This window comes from Kribbella sp. VKM Ac-2571 (assembly GCF_004362255.1).
GTDB classification, from domain to species: domain Bacteria; phylum Actinomycetota; class Actinomycetes; order Propionibacteriales; family Kribbellaceae; genus Kribbella; species Kribbella pratensis.
Genome location: NZ_SNWS01000007.1, coordinates 366,126 through 380,029 on the forward strand (window position 1 = coordinate 366,126; position 13,904 = coordinate 380,029).

14 protein-coding genes and 1 riboswitch are annotated in these 13,904 nt (G+C 68.9%); of the genes, 11 read left to right on the forward strand and 3 right to left on the reverse strand.

From position 1 onward, the window contains the following. Positions 1 to 23: 23 nt before the first annotated feature. The 8 genes from EV651_RS18380 to EV651_RS18420 all read left to right on the forward strand — a co-directional run bounded on the left by EV651_RS18380 (position 24) and on the right by EV651_RS18420 (position 8,297). A complete protein-coding gene (locus EV651_RS18380) occupies positions 24 to 1,160 on the forward strand; it encodes a PrsW family glutamic-type intramembrane protease (protein WP_238157019.1) in 1,137 nt (378 codons plus the stop codon). Beyond that, complete coding sequence (locus EV651_RS41890) at positions 1,157 to 2,254, forward strand: PT domain-containing protein (RefSeq protein ID WP_202870380.1); 1,098 nt, start codon at positions 1,157 to 1,159, stop codon at positions 2,252 to 2,254. Before EV651_RS18380 ends, EV651_RS41890 begins: the two co-directional genes overlap by 4 nt. Next, the gene (locus EV651_RS18395; protein ID WP_133786405.1) at positions 2,251 to 3,183 is read left to right on the forward strand and encodes a hypothetical protein; all 933 of its coding nucleotides are present in this window, start codon (positions 2,251 to 2,253) and stop codon (positions 3,181 to 3,183) included. Before EV651_RS41890 ends, EV651_RS18395 begins: the two co-directional genes overlap by 4 nt. A 60-nt stretch (positions 3,184 to 3,243) precedes the next feature. After that, a complete protein-coding gene (locus EV651_RS18400; RefSeq protein WP_133786406.1) occupies positions 3,244 to 4,053 on the forward strand; it encodes a hypothetical protein in 810 nt (269 codons plus the stop codon). Between the two features lie 58 nt (positions 4,054 to 4,111). After that, entirely contained in the window at positions 4,112 to 6,217 is a 2,106-nt protein-coding gene (uvrB, locus tag EV651_RS18405) for an excinuclease ABC subunit UvrB (RefSeq protein WP_133786407.1), read from the forward strand. Between the two features lie 12 nt (positions 6,218 to 6,229). Beyond that, positions 6,230 to 6,598, forward strand: a complete 369-nt coding sequence (locus EV651_RS18410) for a VOC family protein (protein ID WP_133786408.1) — start codon at positions 6,230 to 6,232, stop codon at positions 6,596 to 6,598. A gap of 14 nt (positions 6,599 to 6,612) precedes the next feature. Continuing rightward, positions 6,613 to 6,969 carry an MmcQ/YjbR family DNA-binding protein gene (locus EV651_RS18415; RefSeq protein WP_133786409.1) on the forward strand — a complete coding sequence of 119 codons (357 nt, stop codon included), beginning with the start codon at positions 6,613 to 6,615 and terminating at the stop codon, positions 6,967 to 6,969. A 287-nt stretch (positions 6,970 to 7,256) separates the two neighbouring features. After that, on the forward strand, positions 7,257 to 8,297 hold the full coding sequence (locus EV651_RS18420; RefSeq protein WP_133786410.1) for a TerC family protein: 1,041 nt from the start codon (positions 7,257 to 7,259) through the stop codon (positions 8,295 to 8,297). Between the two features lie 54 nt (positions 8,298 to 8,351). Here the strand turns inward: EV651_RS18420 and EV651_RS18425 are convergent, their stop codons facing one another. The 3 genes from EV651_RS18425 to EV651_RS18435 are packed head-to-tail and all read right to left on the reverse strand — an operon-like array spanning position 8,352 to position 11,103. After that, positions 8,352 to 9,218, reverse strand: a complete 867-nt coding sequence (locus EV651_RS18425) for an NlpC/P60 family protein (RefSeq protein ID WP_133786411.1) — start codon at positions 9,216 to 9,218, stop codon at positions 8,352 to 8,354. Continuing rightward, positions 9,215 to 10,279 carry a mandelate racemase/muconate lactonizing enzyme family protein gene (locus EV651_RS18430; RefSeq protein WP_133786412.1) on the reverse strand — a complete coding sequence of 355 codons (1,065 nt, stop codon included), beginning with the start codon at positions 10,277 to 10,279 and terminating at the stop codon, positions 9,215 to 9,217. The genes EV651_RS18425 and EV651_RS18430 overlap by 4 nt, the downstream gene beginning before the upstream one ends. Next, positions 10,276 to 11,103 (reverse strand): serine hydrolase, encoded by an 828-nt coding sequence (locus EV651_RS18435; RefSeq protein WP_133786413.1) that lies wholly within the window; start codon positions 11,101 to 11,103, stop codon positions 10,276 to 10,278. Before EV651_RS18435 ends, EV651_RS18430 begins: the two co-directional genes overlap by 4 nt. A gap of 44 nt (positions 11,104 to 11,147) precedes the next feature. Here EV651_RS18435 and EV651_RS18440 point away from each other — a divergent pair, with 44 nt between their 5' ends. Genes EV651_RS18440 through EV651_RS18450 form a run of 3 tightly spaced genes read left to right on the forward strand, consistent with a single transcriptional unit; the run spans position 11,148 to position 13,786 of the window. Then, entirely contained in the window at positions 11,148 to 12,101 is a 954-nt protein-coding gene (locus tag EV651_RS18440) for a cobalamin biosynthesis protein (protein ID WP_202870381.1), read from the forward strand. Next, the gene (locus tag EV651_RS18445) at positions 12,092 to 12,772 is read left to right on the forward strand and encodes a histidine phosphatase family protein (protein ID WP_202870382.1); all 681 of its coding nucleotides are present in this window, start codon (positions 12,092 to 12,094) and stop codon (positions 12,770 to 12,772) included. Before EV651_RS18440 ends, EV651_RS18445 begins: the two co-directional genes overlap by 10 nt. Positions 12,773 to 12,808: 36 nt before the next feature. Beyond that, positions 12,809 to 13,786, forward strand: a complete 978-nt coding sequence (locus EV651_RS18450) for a DUF3500 domain-containing protein (RefSeq protein WP_133786414.1) — start codon at positions 12,809 to 12,811, stop codon at positions 13,784 to 13,786. After that, positions 13,787 to 13,899: riboswitch (cobalamin riboswitch) on the forward strand. Positions 13,900 to 13,904 lie beyond the last annotated feature (5 nt).

The window sequence follows — 13,904 nt, forward strand, 5'->3', positions numbered from 1 at the left end:
TCTGCCATCACTGTGGCAACGACATGCGCACCGGGGACTCCGAGCGGAAGAACGCGTACGCCGCCAGACCCGATGAGGCCGTGGCCTCGTTCAAACTGGTGTCGACGATCATGCCGCAGGGATCCGGCAAGCAGCCGTACACCTACAAGGTCGCGCTCGGCATCGCCCTGCTGCTGACCGTGGTGACGGCCGCGCTCGGTGCGCTGCCGGTGGCGATCATGATCGCCGCCTTCGCGATCCCGATCGTCTACATCATCTACCTGTACGACGTGAACCTCTGGGAGGACGAGCCGATCCCTGTGGTCGCCGCGGCCTTCGTGCTGACCGGCGTACTCGCGGCGCTGTTCACCTGGATCTGGTCGGACAAGGTGGGGCTGTCGATCGCCACGATCGGCGAGAACCGCTCCGGACCGTCCCTGCGGGACCTGCTGATCCTGCTCCTGCTGGTGCCGGTCGTGTCGGAGCTGATCCGGCAGATCGGCCCGCTCTACCTCGCGTCGCGGCCGCGGTACGACGACCTGATGGACGGCTTCACGTTCGGTGTGGTCGCCGGCGTCGGCTACGCATGCTTCGAGACGCTGGTGCTGCACTGGGGCTGGATCAGCGGCGGCTTCGCCGGTCCGGGCAGCAGCGCCGGGACCTGGATCTCGATCGTCGTGCTGCACGGCTTCATCAAGCCGCTGGTGTACGGCTCGGCGACCGGCATCGCTGGCGCGGAGTTCTCCGGCCTGGGCGAGAAGTACGACGGTTTCACGCCGCGCTGGGTCGGCGGCCTGTTGCAGGCGATGGTGGTGAACGCGCTGTTCCAGGGCGGCATCTACCTGCTCGGCTTCGTCGGCGGTCGCGGCTCGACGATCGGCGCGGTCCTCGGCGTCGTCTGGGGCCTGTTGCTGCTCGGTGCGCTGATCATCCGGGTCCGGACCGTGCTCCACAAGGGCCTCCTGGAGGCTGCGCTGGAGTCGGCCGCTCGGGGTGGCTCCAACCACGCGTCCGGCGAGCTGGCGTTCTGCTCGCGCTGTGAGATGCCGCTGCTCCCGCACTCGGACTTCTGCTCGGCGTGCGGCAACTCGGTGCGATCCGTACCGAAGTCCGCCCGCGGGGTGACAGCCGCGGCCGGCGCCAGTGGGTACGAAGCGACGACTGGGGAGACGCAAGCATGAGCAACCAGCAGCCGCCCTACGGTGGCCAGCCGCCGCAGCAGCCCGGCCAGCAGCCCGGTCAACAGCCTGGCTACGGACAACAGCCTGGCTACGGACAGCAGCCCGGATACGGCCAGCAGCCAGGCCAGCCAGGCCAGCCAGGTCGGCCGGGTCAGCCGGGTCAGCCGGGGCAGCAGCCTGGTTACGGGCAGCCGCAGCAGCCTGGGTACGGCCAGCAGGCGCCGTACCCTCAGCAGCCGACGTTCCCTGGGCAGCAGCAGTACCCGCAGCCGCAGCAGGGCTACCCGGGTCAGCAGCAGGGGTATCCCGGCCAGCAGCCGGGCTTCCCCGGGCAGCAGCCTCCGTACGCCGGCCAGCAGCCGTGGGGTCAGCAGCCTCCGCGCCGTGGCGGTGGCGGCAGCGGCAAGACCCTGATGATCGCCGGGGGTGCGTTCGCGGTCGTGGCGATCATCGGCGTCGTACTCGCCCTGGTCTTCAAGGGCGGCGACGACGACCAGGCCGACCCGACACCGGCCCCGACGTCCGCGCCGACCTCGCAGCCGACCGAAGAACCCACGGGCGAGCCCACCGGTGAGCCGACGTCTGAGCCCACCGGCTCGCCGACCACGGAGCCGACCACGCAGCCGAACGGTGGCGACGAGGGCATCGAGGTCGCCGAAGGCGTCTACGTGAAGCCGCAGACGGGGTACATCCGCAAGAGCGTCGACGGGTTCAAGGGCGTCGTCCTGGTCAAGCAGGGCGAGGGCGTCTTCATGGTCCAGGCCGCGAAGGTGACGGGTACCAGCGCGGCGGCGCTGCTGCCGCAGGTCCTCAAGACGGACACCAAGAGCTTGTCCTCGGTCAAGACCAACGAGGTCAAGACGACGACACCGGGCCCGGAGGACAAGACCCCGGTCAAGGTCCTGCTCACCCAGTCGTACTCCGGCATGCAGAGCAGCCAGAGCGGCAGCCTCGCGGTCGTTGGGTTCGTCGCCGTCGTGGAGCGGGAGGACGGCGTGTTCACCGTCGCCAGGGCCTACGGACGCAAGGACAAGCTCTCGACGCTCGACCCGGACACCACGGCCATGTTGAAGTCGGTGCTGCAGAGTCAGTGAGCGGAAAGCGAGACAAGGGGACCGGCGGTAATCCCTGGGTCAACCAGACCGGACCGGACCCGGACGAGACCGACGAGGCGGAGGACCAGCTCCCGCCGTCGCCGTGGGACCTCGAGGTGGCTCCACCGCCGTCGCCGTGGGGCGGCGGCGGTGCGCCTGGACCCGGTCCTGGTCCTGGACCCGGGTCCGGTGCCGAGCCTGGCCCGGCGACGCAGACCTCGTCGGCATGGGGCGACAAGGTCGGCCCGCCCTCGTTGCGCCGTCCGCAGCCGGAGAAGAAGCGCTTCTCCGTCCCGCCGCTGCTGATCCCGATCGGCGCCGGCCTGCTCGTGGTCGCGCTCGTTGCGGTCGTGCTGGTGGCGCTGTCCGGCGGTGACAAGAAGGCAGACCCGGGCCGGTCGCCGAGTCCCTCTGCCGGTACGCCGACCGCGCCGGCATCGTCGTACCAGCCGCCGCCGAACGCGCTGCCGGTCGGGTTCGGCGTCTCGATCGTCGCGGCCCCGGGCTGGGTCGAGGTCACCTGGGAGAAGCGCGGCAAGCAGGTCGCGATCTACCCGCCGGGAACGAAGCCGAGCCCGAACGCCGACGGGCGGGCGTTCCTGTGGGTGCGCCAGAAGGAGAAGGTCACCGCGAACGCGTACCTGCTCGGCATCGTCGAGGGCGAGGTCGACAAGGAAATCGCGCAACTCGGCAATGTACGGAACCTGCCGTGCCCGAAGGACGTCCTGGTGGAGTGCGTCGCGATCGATTACACCTCCAGCTTCAAGGCTGCCGACGGCACGGAGACGAAGGTCAAGGGCTCCGTCGAGGCGTACCGGCGCAAGGACAACGTCGTCACCGCGCTGGACTTCCGGACCATGGCCGACTTCGCCCCGAAGGCAGAGGCGGACGCCGCGATCATGAAGAAGTCCGTGATCGACAGCCTGTGATCGACAGCCTTGTGATCGACAGTCTGTGACGGATCCCCAGAACTACCGCGAGGAACAACTATGAGTCAGCAGTACGGTCCGCCGCCGGGCCCGCCGCCGGCACCCGCTCCCGGCGGTTGGGGCACCGGGCCGCAGGTCCGGGGACAGCAGGGACCGCCCGCGCAGTTCGGCGGATGGGGCCCGGGTCCGGGCCGGCCGAGCCGTCCGCCGAAGCCGAACCGGACGCCCTGGATCATCATGGCGGGCGCGATCGTGGCGGTGCTGCTGGTCGCGGTCGGCGTCGTGCTGATGGTGAACGGCAAGGACGACAAGCCGACCACGCAGTCGTCGCCGGAGCCGACCGGACGCACCATGTACACGCCGTCGCCGACGCCGACCCCGAACGACTCCAAGGGGCCGAACGACGTCGGCGTCGAGGTCGGCTGGGGGATCTGGTTCACGCCGTCCAAGGGCTGGCTGCCGGACTGGGACAAGTCCCGGAGCGGGAAGAACTACATCCTGCAGCAGTTCAACGCGCGCGGGCTGATCGACGGGTACTACTGGGTCCGTCAGACCGAGCTGTACGACGCGAAGGGCTTCGCCGAGCACCTGGTCGACGTCGAGTCGAACGGCATGGAAGGCGTCCGGATCGGCAAGGGCACCACCTGCAAGCCGGCGAACCCGAACATCAAGGCCTGCTACGCGGTGACCTACACCGGCGCCTGGGTCGCGAAGAACGGCAGGAGGGTCGCGATGCAGGGCTTCGTCACCGCCTACCAGGACCAGTTCGACCGCACCACCGCCACCGACGCGGCCCTCGAGACCCGCGTCTACGCCCGCCGCGTGAACGAGCTGATCTACATGAACAACAGCGTCGTGAAAAGCTTCTGACAGCGCTCTGAGCTGGGGTTTTTAGAAACTGTCGGTGCGGGACCGTACGGTGGAGGGCATGAGACAGGTCTCGGATCTCCAGCGGATGGTCGCGCCGCTGAAAGTGGTGTCCGACTTCGAGCCGGCGGGCGACCAGCCGGCCGCGATCGCGGACCTCGAGCGGCGGATCAACGCCGGCGAGCAGGACGTGGTGCTGCTGGGTGCCACCGGTACGGGTAAGACCGCGACGATCGCCTGGCTGGCCGAGAAGATCCAGCGCCCGATGCTGATCCTGCAGCCGAACAAGACGCTCGCCGCCCAGTTCGCGAACGAGTTGCGGCAGTTCTTCCCCGCCAACGCCGTCGAGTACTTCGTGTCGTACTACGACTACTACCAGCCCGAGGCGTACGTCCCGCAGACGGACACCTATATCGAGAAGGACTCCTCGATCAACGAGGAGGTCGAGCGGCTGCGGCACTCCGCGACCTGGTCGCTGCTCACCCGCCGCGACGTGATCGTGGTGGCGACCGTCTCCTGTATCTACGGCCTGGGCTCCGCCGACGAGTACCTGAACCGCATGATCCATGTGAAGGTCGGCACCGAGATGGACCGCGACGGCCTGCTCCGCAAGCTGGTCGGCGTGCAGTACGCGCGCAACGACCTGGCCGGGACCCGCGGCACGTTCCGGGTCCGCGGCGACACGCTCGAGGTCTTCCCGGTGTACCAGGAGCTCGCCGTCCGGGTGGAGTTCTTCGGTGACGAGATCGAGCGGGTGATGACGCTGCACCCGCTGACCGGCGAGGTGCTCAGCGAGGAGGACGAGGTCTACATCGGCGCCGCCACGCACTACGTGACCGCGCCGGAGCGGATGGAGCGCGCGATCACCTCGATCGAGGCCGAGCTGGAGGAGCGGCTGGCCGAGCTCGAGCGCAACGGGCAGTTGCTGGAGGCGCAGCGGCTGCGGATGCGCACGACGTACGACATCGAGATGATGCGGCAGATCGGGACGTGCTCCGGGATCGAGAACTACTCCCGGCACACCGACGGGCGCGAGCCCGGTACGGCGCCGCACTGCCTGCTGGACTACTTCCCCGAGGACTTCGTGCTGGTCATCGACGAGTCGCACGTGACCGTCCCGCAGATCGGCGGGATGTACGAGGGGGACATGTCCCGGAAGCGGACCCTGGTCGAGCACGGCTTCCGGCTGCCGTCCGCGATGGACAACCGGCCGCTGCGCTGGGAGGAGTTCCTGGAGCGGATCGGCCAGACCGTGTACCTGTCCGCGACCCCGGGGCAGTACGAGCAGGACAAGTCCGACGGGTACGTCGAGCAGCTCATCCGGCCGACCGGTCTGGTCGACCCCGAGGTGATCGTGAAGCCGACCAAGGGCCAGATCGACGACCTGATCCACGAGATCCGGCTCCGGGTCGAGCGCGACGAGCGGGTCCTGGTCACGACGCTCACCAAGAAGATGTCCGAGGACCTGACCGACTACCTGCTGGAGATGGGGATCCGGACCAGGTACCTGCACAGCGAGGTCGACACGCTTCGCCGGGTCGAGCTGCTGCGCGAGCTGCGGATGGGGGAGTACGACGTTCTCGTCGGTATCAACCTGCTCCGTGAGGGTCTGGACCTGCCCGAGGTGTCGCTGGTCGCGATCCTGGACGCCGACAAGGAAGGCTTCCTGCGGTCGGGCCGTTCGCTGATCCAGACGATCGGCCGCGCCGCCCGGAACGTGTCCGGTCAGGTGTTCATGTACGCGGACAAGATCACCCCGTCGATGGAGCAGGCGATCGACGAGACCAACCGGCGGCGCGCGAAACAGATCGCGTACAACGAGGAGCACGGGGTCGACCCGCAGCCGCTGCGGAAGAAGATCGCCGACATCACCGACATGCTGGCCCGCGAGGACGCGGATACCGCCGAGCTGCTCGGCTCCGGCCGCACCCAGTCGCGCGGCAAGGCGCCGGTCCCTGGTGGCGGCAAGGTGAAGGCCGGCGAGAAGGCGAAGGAACTGGCCGGCGGTCTCCCGTCGTCCGACCTGGCCGACCTGATCCAGCAGCTGACCGACCAGATGCACAACGCCGCCGCCGAGCTCCAGTTCGAGGTCGCCGCCCGCTACCGCGACGAGATCTCCGAACTGAAGAAGGAGCTCCGCCAGATGACCAACGCCGGCGCGAAGTAGCCGGGAGAGTCCGTGTTCGACCATTTGTCGCTGCAGTGCGACGACCTCGACGCCAGCCGGCGATTCTACGAGCAGGCGCTCGGCCCGCTCGGGATCGCGGTGACCTTGGACTTCGGAGATGTTCTCGGGCTCGCCGGGCGGGACGGCGTTCCGAAGTTCTGGCTCGGCCGGCAGACCACCGGCGGGGTCCAGCGAGAGATCCACGTGGCGTTCACGGCGCCGGACCGTGCGACGGTCGGCACCGTTCATCGGGCCGCCGTGGACCTGGGGGCAGAGGTGCTGCACGAGCCGAAGGAGTGGCCGGAGTACCACCCCGGCTACTACGCGGTGTTCCTGCGTGATCCGGACGGCAACAACGTCGAGGTCGTCTCGCACAGCTGATCCGGAGGCACGAGATGGCGCGGCTTGGCGACGACGAGATACTCGAGTACTGCCTGGGGAAGGCGGGGGCTTGGCAGGATGAGCCGTGGGACGGGGATGTGGTCGCGAAGGTGGGGCCGAAGATCTTTGCGTTTCTCGGGGGCGGTGCGGTCGGGCTGAAGTGCGGTGCGAACCGCGAGGAGGCCGACGAGTTGGTGGACACCTACCCGGCCGACGTCGGCAAGATGGCGTACATCGGGCGCGCCGGGTGGAACACGGTGCGGCTCGGGGGCGCGGTGCCGGACGACGAGGTGCTGGAGCTGATCGACGCGTCGTACGAGACCGTGGTGGCGAAGCTGCCGAAGCGGCAACGACCGACGGCCGGCGATTGATCGGCGGCCAATAGGTTACGGGCTGCAACTATTCCCTGATGGGTCTGTGACGATTTCGACAGGCGGACGCGTGTCCTGGATTTGGAGACTTGGACGTCGAGCCGTCAGAATGGTTCTCGAGAAGGGGAGTATTCCTTTTGCGGCGGCATCGTCATCACGGTCAGGGCTCGTCCCGGACCCGGTGCCCTCGGCGACACACGGTGCAGCAGGATGGAACAAGCTGTAACACAGTGTGACGCGGAAGAGACCTTCGGAGTCGATTTTTCATCTGAGCTCCGGAGGTTTCTGTGCACGTAGCTGACTATGTCTGGTACATCACCGTCGGCCTGTTGCTGGCGCTGCTGGCTTTCGACGTCTTCGTCATCGGCCGCCGCCCGCACGAGCCGAGCACCCGCGAATCGGCCACCGCGATCGCGTTCTACGTCGGTCTCGCGGTCATCTTCGGTCTCGGGGTCTGGTGGTTCTCCGGCGGGGAGTACGCCGGGGAGTTCTTCGCCGGCTGGCTCACCGAGTACAGCCTGAGCGTCGACAACCTGTTCATCTTCTTGATCATCATGGCCAGGTTCGGCGTACCGAGGAAGTACCAGCAGACCGCGCTGCTGGTTGGCATCATCCTGGCGCTGCTGTTCCGCGGCGTCTTCATCGCGGTCGGCGCGGCCGCGATCAACCAGTTCTCGTGGGTCTTCTACATCTTCGGCGCGTTCCTGGTCTACACCGCGATCCACCTCGCCAAGCAGGGTGAGAACGACGACGAGGACTTCAAGGAGAACGCGGTCATCCGGTTCGCGAAGCGGCGGCTGAACGCCACCGACGAGTACAACGGCGTGAAGCTGACCGTGAAGAAGAACGGCCGCCGGTTCGTCACCCCGATGGCGATCGTGATCATCGCGCTCGGCACCACCGACCTGCTGTTCGCGCTCGACTCGATCCCGGCGATCTACGGCCTGACGCAGGAGCCGTTCCTGGTCTTCACCGCGAACGTGTTCGCGCTGATGGGCCTGCGGCAGCTGTACTTCCTGCTCGGTGACCTGCTCCGCCGCCTGGTGTACCTGTCGCTCGGCCTGTCGGTGGTGCTCGCGTTCATCGGCGTGAAGCTGGTGCTGCACGCGATGCACGTGAACGAACTCCCGTTCATCAACGGCGGTCACCACATCGACTGGGCCCCGGAGATCCCGATCTGGTTCTCGCTCGGCTTCATCATCGTGACCCTGGGCATCACCACGATCCTCAGCCTGCACAAGTCCCGCTCGATGAAGGCGGACGAGCAGGTCGAACCGGCCGACCAGGTCGAGCCCACGGAGCCGGAGCTGCACCACAAGGAGTCCTGAGCACAGTAGATCGCCCCGGACCGCACAGTCGCGGTCCGGGGCGATCGTGTGTGTTCAGAAGCGCGCTGCGGTGACCAGTGTCGCCCGGCGGTCGTCGGTGAGTGCCTCGTTCTCCAGGCGCTTTCCGGTCTCAGACGCGTGCAGCATCCCCGCCGGGGACACGAACCCGACGTGGTGCACCTCTTTGCCGGCTCGCGCGAAGAAGTACAGGTCACCCGGCCGCGCGTCGTCGATCGGGATGTTCGGCAGCGTGTCCGCCTGGTCGTGTGCGTCGCGCGGCGTCCGCAGACCGAGCACCCGGCTGACGGTGTGGATCAGCCCCGAGCAGTCCAGCCCGTACGCCGACGTACCGCCCCACAGGTACTCCAGCCCGAGGAACTGCTCGCCGAGGCGCAACCGCTCGTCGGCATCGGACGGCTCGGACACGGACCGCAGTGCGGCGTCCGCAAGCCAGCCCGAGCCGCCGTCGGGTGTCGCCACCCGCGTGTACCCGTCGGCGTGCTCGTCGGAGGCCAGCACGGTCCCGAACGACAGCTCTGCTACCGGCCGGCCATCAGGCTCGGCGAGCAACGAGGCCGTCGGTACGGCGATTGCGACCGGGTCCGACGCGCTCTGCGGCAGCTCGCCCAGGTGACTCGACGGGACCCAGCCCGGGTACCCGAGCTCGTCCTGGGACGACGGCTGCCACGGCGCGAGGATCTCGGACCAGCCGTCCCGCTCCGAGCGCACCAGGACGGGCTCGGCGAACAGCAGCTGGGTCAGGGTCCGGCCGTGCAGGCCGAGCCGGGTCTCGGTGTCCATCGACTTGGCCCACGCGGCCACGTCGGGTTGTGCGGCGGTGGCCGGGGCGTCGATGTCACGCGGCGCGTCCGGTGACGTCCAGACGGTACTGATCGGGACCTTGGCGGCGGCTAACTTCATACGGTCAAGCCTGTCACGCCCAGTCCCGGAGCAGAAGGCAGGTGGATCAGCGAGCCGTCGTACCGGATCCCGCCGGTCACCGGCGCCTCGCGGAGCCACCAGGCCGCATCCAGGTCGTTGACCGCCGTCGTCGGGTACGCCGAGACCAGTGCGGCCGCCGCGCCGACGCCGACGTGGCTCTCCATCATGCAGCCGACGATCGCGCCGAGGCCGTGCTCGCGGGCGAGTTCGAGGAGCGTCCGCGCCGGCGCCAGCCCGCCGCACTTCGCGAGCTTCACGTTCACGAGGTCGGCCGCGCCGTGCCGGATCACCGCCACCAGGTCGCGGACGCCGTACACGGACTCGTCGGCGAGGATCGGCGTACCGACCCGATCGGTCACCCAGGCCATGCCGTCGAGGTCGGCCGCGGCGACCGGCTGCTCGACGAGCTCGATCGCGCAGCCGGCGTCCTCGAGGGCGCGGATCACCGTGACCGCGTCGCGCCGCGTCCAGCCCTGGTTGGCGTCCAGGCGCAGCCGCGGCGCGGGCCCGATCGCGTCCCGGACCCGGCGGACGCGTTCGATGTCGCCGGCCGCGTCGGTGCCGACCTTGATCTTGAGTACGTCGAACCCGTCCGCGACCCGTGCCTTCCCGGCGTCGGCCAGCGCGTCCGCGTCGCCGACCGACAGTGTCACGTCCGTCCGGACCACGTCGGTCGTCGACCCGAGGAACCCGTGCAGCGTCTGCCCGCGCCGCCGCGCCGCGAGGTCGTGCAGCGCGACGTCGACGGCGTCCTTCGCCCCGAAGTTGCCGACCGCCGCGACCTGCACGCGGCGCAGGGCTTCGGTGAGATCGTCCGGGCCCAGGCCGTCGAGCGCAGTGGTGATCGGGCCTTCGATACAGGCCTGCGAGCCGGCGAGCGAGTCGCCGGTCACCTTCCAGACCTGCGGCGCCTCGCCCCAGCCGCTGTGTTCGCCGTCGCTCACCTCGACCAGGAGCGACTCGACGTGGGTCGCCGTCCGCAGTGCGGTGACGAACGGGGTGTGCAGCGGTGCCGAGACCAGGTGGGTGGTGAGTCTCACCGCACTGCCTCCAGGTTGTGCCGGTGGTTCCAGGCCTCGAGCGCGATCGACGCGATCAGTTGCTGTGCCTCGGTGTCCGGCAGGTCGGACGTCGTACACACGACGAGCACGAACGGGTCGGCGTCCTTCGGGCGAACGATGCCGCCGTCGTGCCGGATCCGGCTGTCCCAGCCGTTCTTGTGCTCGACGCGCGTTCCCTTCGGCAGCAACGCGGGGATCTCGCCGTTCCACTGGTTGGACGCCAGCAGTTCGCGCAGGAATTCGCCGTGCTCGCCCTGCTGGTTGCCTACCGCAACGAGGACCCCGGCCAGGCCGGCCGGGCTCATCAGGTTACTGATCCCGGCGCGGGCGGCGGGGACGTCGTCGATGCCGCGCTGGATCTTGGACTCCGGCGCGGGCGAGCTGGGCAGCGTCGCCTCGGCCAGGGCGGCGTGGGCGGCCGCGATCCCGACCTGCTCGAGCACCAGGTCGGTCGCCAGGTTGCTGGACCGGGTGATCATCTCGGTCGCCAGCCAGTTGAGCGGCACCTTCTTGCCCAGCTGCTCCCAGGTCTTCGGTGCCTCGTCCTCCGCCGGGTTCACGCCGAACCGGCCACCGGCCGCGGACTCGAAGTCGTTGTGCACGGCCACCGGCTGGAAGAGCGTCAGCTCACCCGCCTCGACCTTGCGCATCATCGCCATCGCCACCGGCAGCTTCATCGTGCTCGCGGAGTAATGCGCGCGCTCCGCCTCGTGCACGAACACCGGCGTACCGTCCAACCGGCCCAGCCAGACCCCGAAGTCACCGGCCCCGTCGACCTGCCGCAGCAGCTCCGCGATTCCCATGCCGCTCACCCAATCACAGCCGTCGACCTGGCAGACTGCCGAGGGTGTCTCGGGCAATCGGTCTCCTCATCGGCTTCGCGGCCGACCGGCTCGTCGGCGATCCCCACCGCTTCCACCCGGTCGCTGGCTTCGGCCAGACCGCTGCCCGCCTCGAGAAGCATCTGTACGCCGATTCGCGCGTGAACGGCACTGTCCACACCGCGGTTCTCGTCGGAGGTACGACGGTTCTGGGCCTCGCAGCCGAGCGGCTCGCCCGCCGGCATCCCATCCTGCACACCGCAGTCACTGCCGCCGCCACGTGGACAGTTCTCGGCGCCCGCAGCCTCGACCGCGAGGCCGAAACGATGGCCGCCTTGTTGGAGGAGAAGGACATCCCGGCGGCGCGTGACCGGCTGAGCCACTTGTGCGCTCGCGACGCGACCGACCTCGAGGCCGACGAGCTGGCCCGGGCGACGGTCGAGTCGCTCGCCGAGAACACCTCGGACGCATGCGTCGCGCCACTGCTCTGGGGCGGGGTTCTCGGTGTCCCCGGTCTGCTCGGGTATCGCGCCGCGAACACGCTGGACGCGATGGTCGGCTACAAGTCACCGAAGTACCTGAACTTCGGATGGGCGTCGGCGCGGTTGGACGACGTACTGAACCTGTTGCCGGCGCGGGTGTGCGCGCTGCTGACCGGCCTCGCGGCGGGTCGGGTGCAGGAGACGACGCGGGTTTGGCGGCGGGATGCGCCGAAGCATCCGAGTCCGAACGCCGGGCCGGTCGAAGCCGCGTTCGCCGGTGCGCTCGGGCTCACGCTCGGCGGGACGAACAGCTACGGGACCTACGCGGAGGATCGCGGCACGCTGGGCGACGGTCCGGCGCCGACGGTCGCGGACGTCCGGCGTACGGCGGCACTCGCACGGCGGGTCGGGATGGCCGCCGCGGTACTGGCGGCAGCGATCGGGAGGCAAGTGATCGGGGGCCAAGCGATCGGGGGAAGGGGGAAGCGATGGAGTTGATTCATCGGCCGATGCGGATCGCGTTGATCCGGCACGGTGAGTCCGAGGCGAACCTGGACAAGACGATCTACGAACGCACTCCCGACCACGCGGTTCCGTTGACGGCGCTAGGGCACGAGCAGGCGGGCAAGGCGGGGCGGGAGCTGCGGGAGCTGTTCGAGAACGAGCCGGTCCGCGTGTACGTGTCGCCGTACCTGCGGGCGCGGCAGACGCTGGACTCGCTCGGCCTGGACGACCTGATCGGCGTACCGCGGGAGGAGCCGCGGCTGCGGGAGCAGGACTGGGCCAACCTCCAGGACACCGAGGACATCGAGCGGCAGGAGCAGCTGCGCGACTCGTTCGGGCACTTCTTCTACCGGTTCACGCACGGTGAGTCCGGTTCCGATGTGTACGACCGGGTATCGACGTTCCTCGAGACCATGCACCGCGACTTCGAGAAGCCGAACGCGCCGCGCAACGTGCTGCTGGTGTCGCACGGGCTCACGATGCGGCTGTTCTGCATGCGCTGGTTCCACTGGTCCGTGCGGTTCTTCGAGTCCCTCCGGAATCCGGCCAACGCGGAAACCCGCGTGCTGCTTCGGCAACCGGACTTCCGCTACAAGCTGGACCGCCCGTTCGAGCAGTGGGCCCCCTACCAGCCGACCGAACGCGAACGCTCGGCCTGGTTGTAGGGTCCTGGGAGAGGGCTACTCGACGGGAGTGATCGCATGGTGGTGGACCAGATCCGCGCGGCAACCCAGGACCTGCTGGCGGCGCTGACGCCGGAGCAGCTGAAGAAGATCTCGGCGCCGTTCAACACCCCCGATCACCAGACCTGGACCTACCTGCCCGGTGCTGTTCCGGGCCTGCCGCTGACCGAGCTGTCGGCGGAGCAGGAGGCCCTCGTCGTCCGCCTGCTCGAACTCGTCTACAGCAAGCGCGGTCTGGCCGATTTCCGCTCCGTGATGGCGGCCGAGATCATCGTCCGTGGTCTCAGCGATCCGATGGAGGTCGCGGAGACCGGGGGATGGGAAGGTTCGACGGTCGGCGACCGCTACTACCTCCGCGTGCTCGGCGACCCCGCCGGGGCCGGGCCGTGGGCCTGGCGGCTGAACGGTCACCATCTGGCGCTGCACGTGACGCTGGTGGACGGGGCAATCTCGTTCACCCCGCAGTTCTTCGGGTCGAATCCGGCGGAGGTCCTGTCCGGGCCGCACGCCGGGCGACGGTTCCTGGCGGCCGAGCAGGATCTCGGCTTCCAGCTCCTGCACGCCCTCGAGCCGGCCCAGCTCGAGGTCGCCCTCGTCTCGGACGCGGCGCCCGACGACATCCTGACCCGCCACGACCCGGTCGCCGATCCGTCGCTGCTGCACCGCGGTTTGGCGTACGGCGACATGAACGAGGACCAGCGCCAGCTCCTGAGCCTCCTCATCGGTCAGTACGTCGGCCGCGCCGCCGGGCCGATCGGTTTGCAGACGTGGAACGACATCACCGAGCAGGGGATCGAGCGCCTGACGTTCGCCTGGGCCGGCGCGACCCAGCCGGGCGTCGGTCACGGCCACTACTACTCGATCGCCGGCCCCACCTTCCTCGCCGAGTACGACAACACGCAGGACAACGCCAACCACATCCACTCGGTCTGGCGGGACGTCCGCAATGACTGGGGCATGGACCTCCTGGCCGCGCACTACGCCATGCACCGCTAGAGTCACCTACGTCATCGACGGCATCAGCAGGAACCCGGTGTGAGTCCGGGGCGGTCCCGCCACTGTGACCCGTGAAGGGGAGTCAGGAACTGCCGCCGTCGACCTGAAGTCGGGGCGT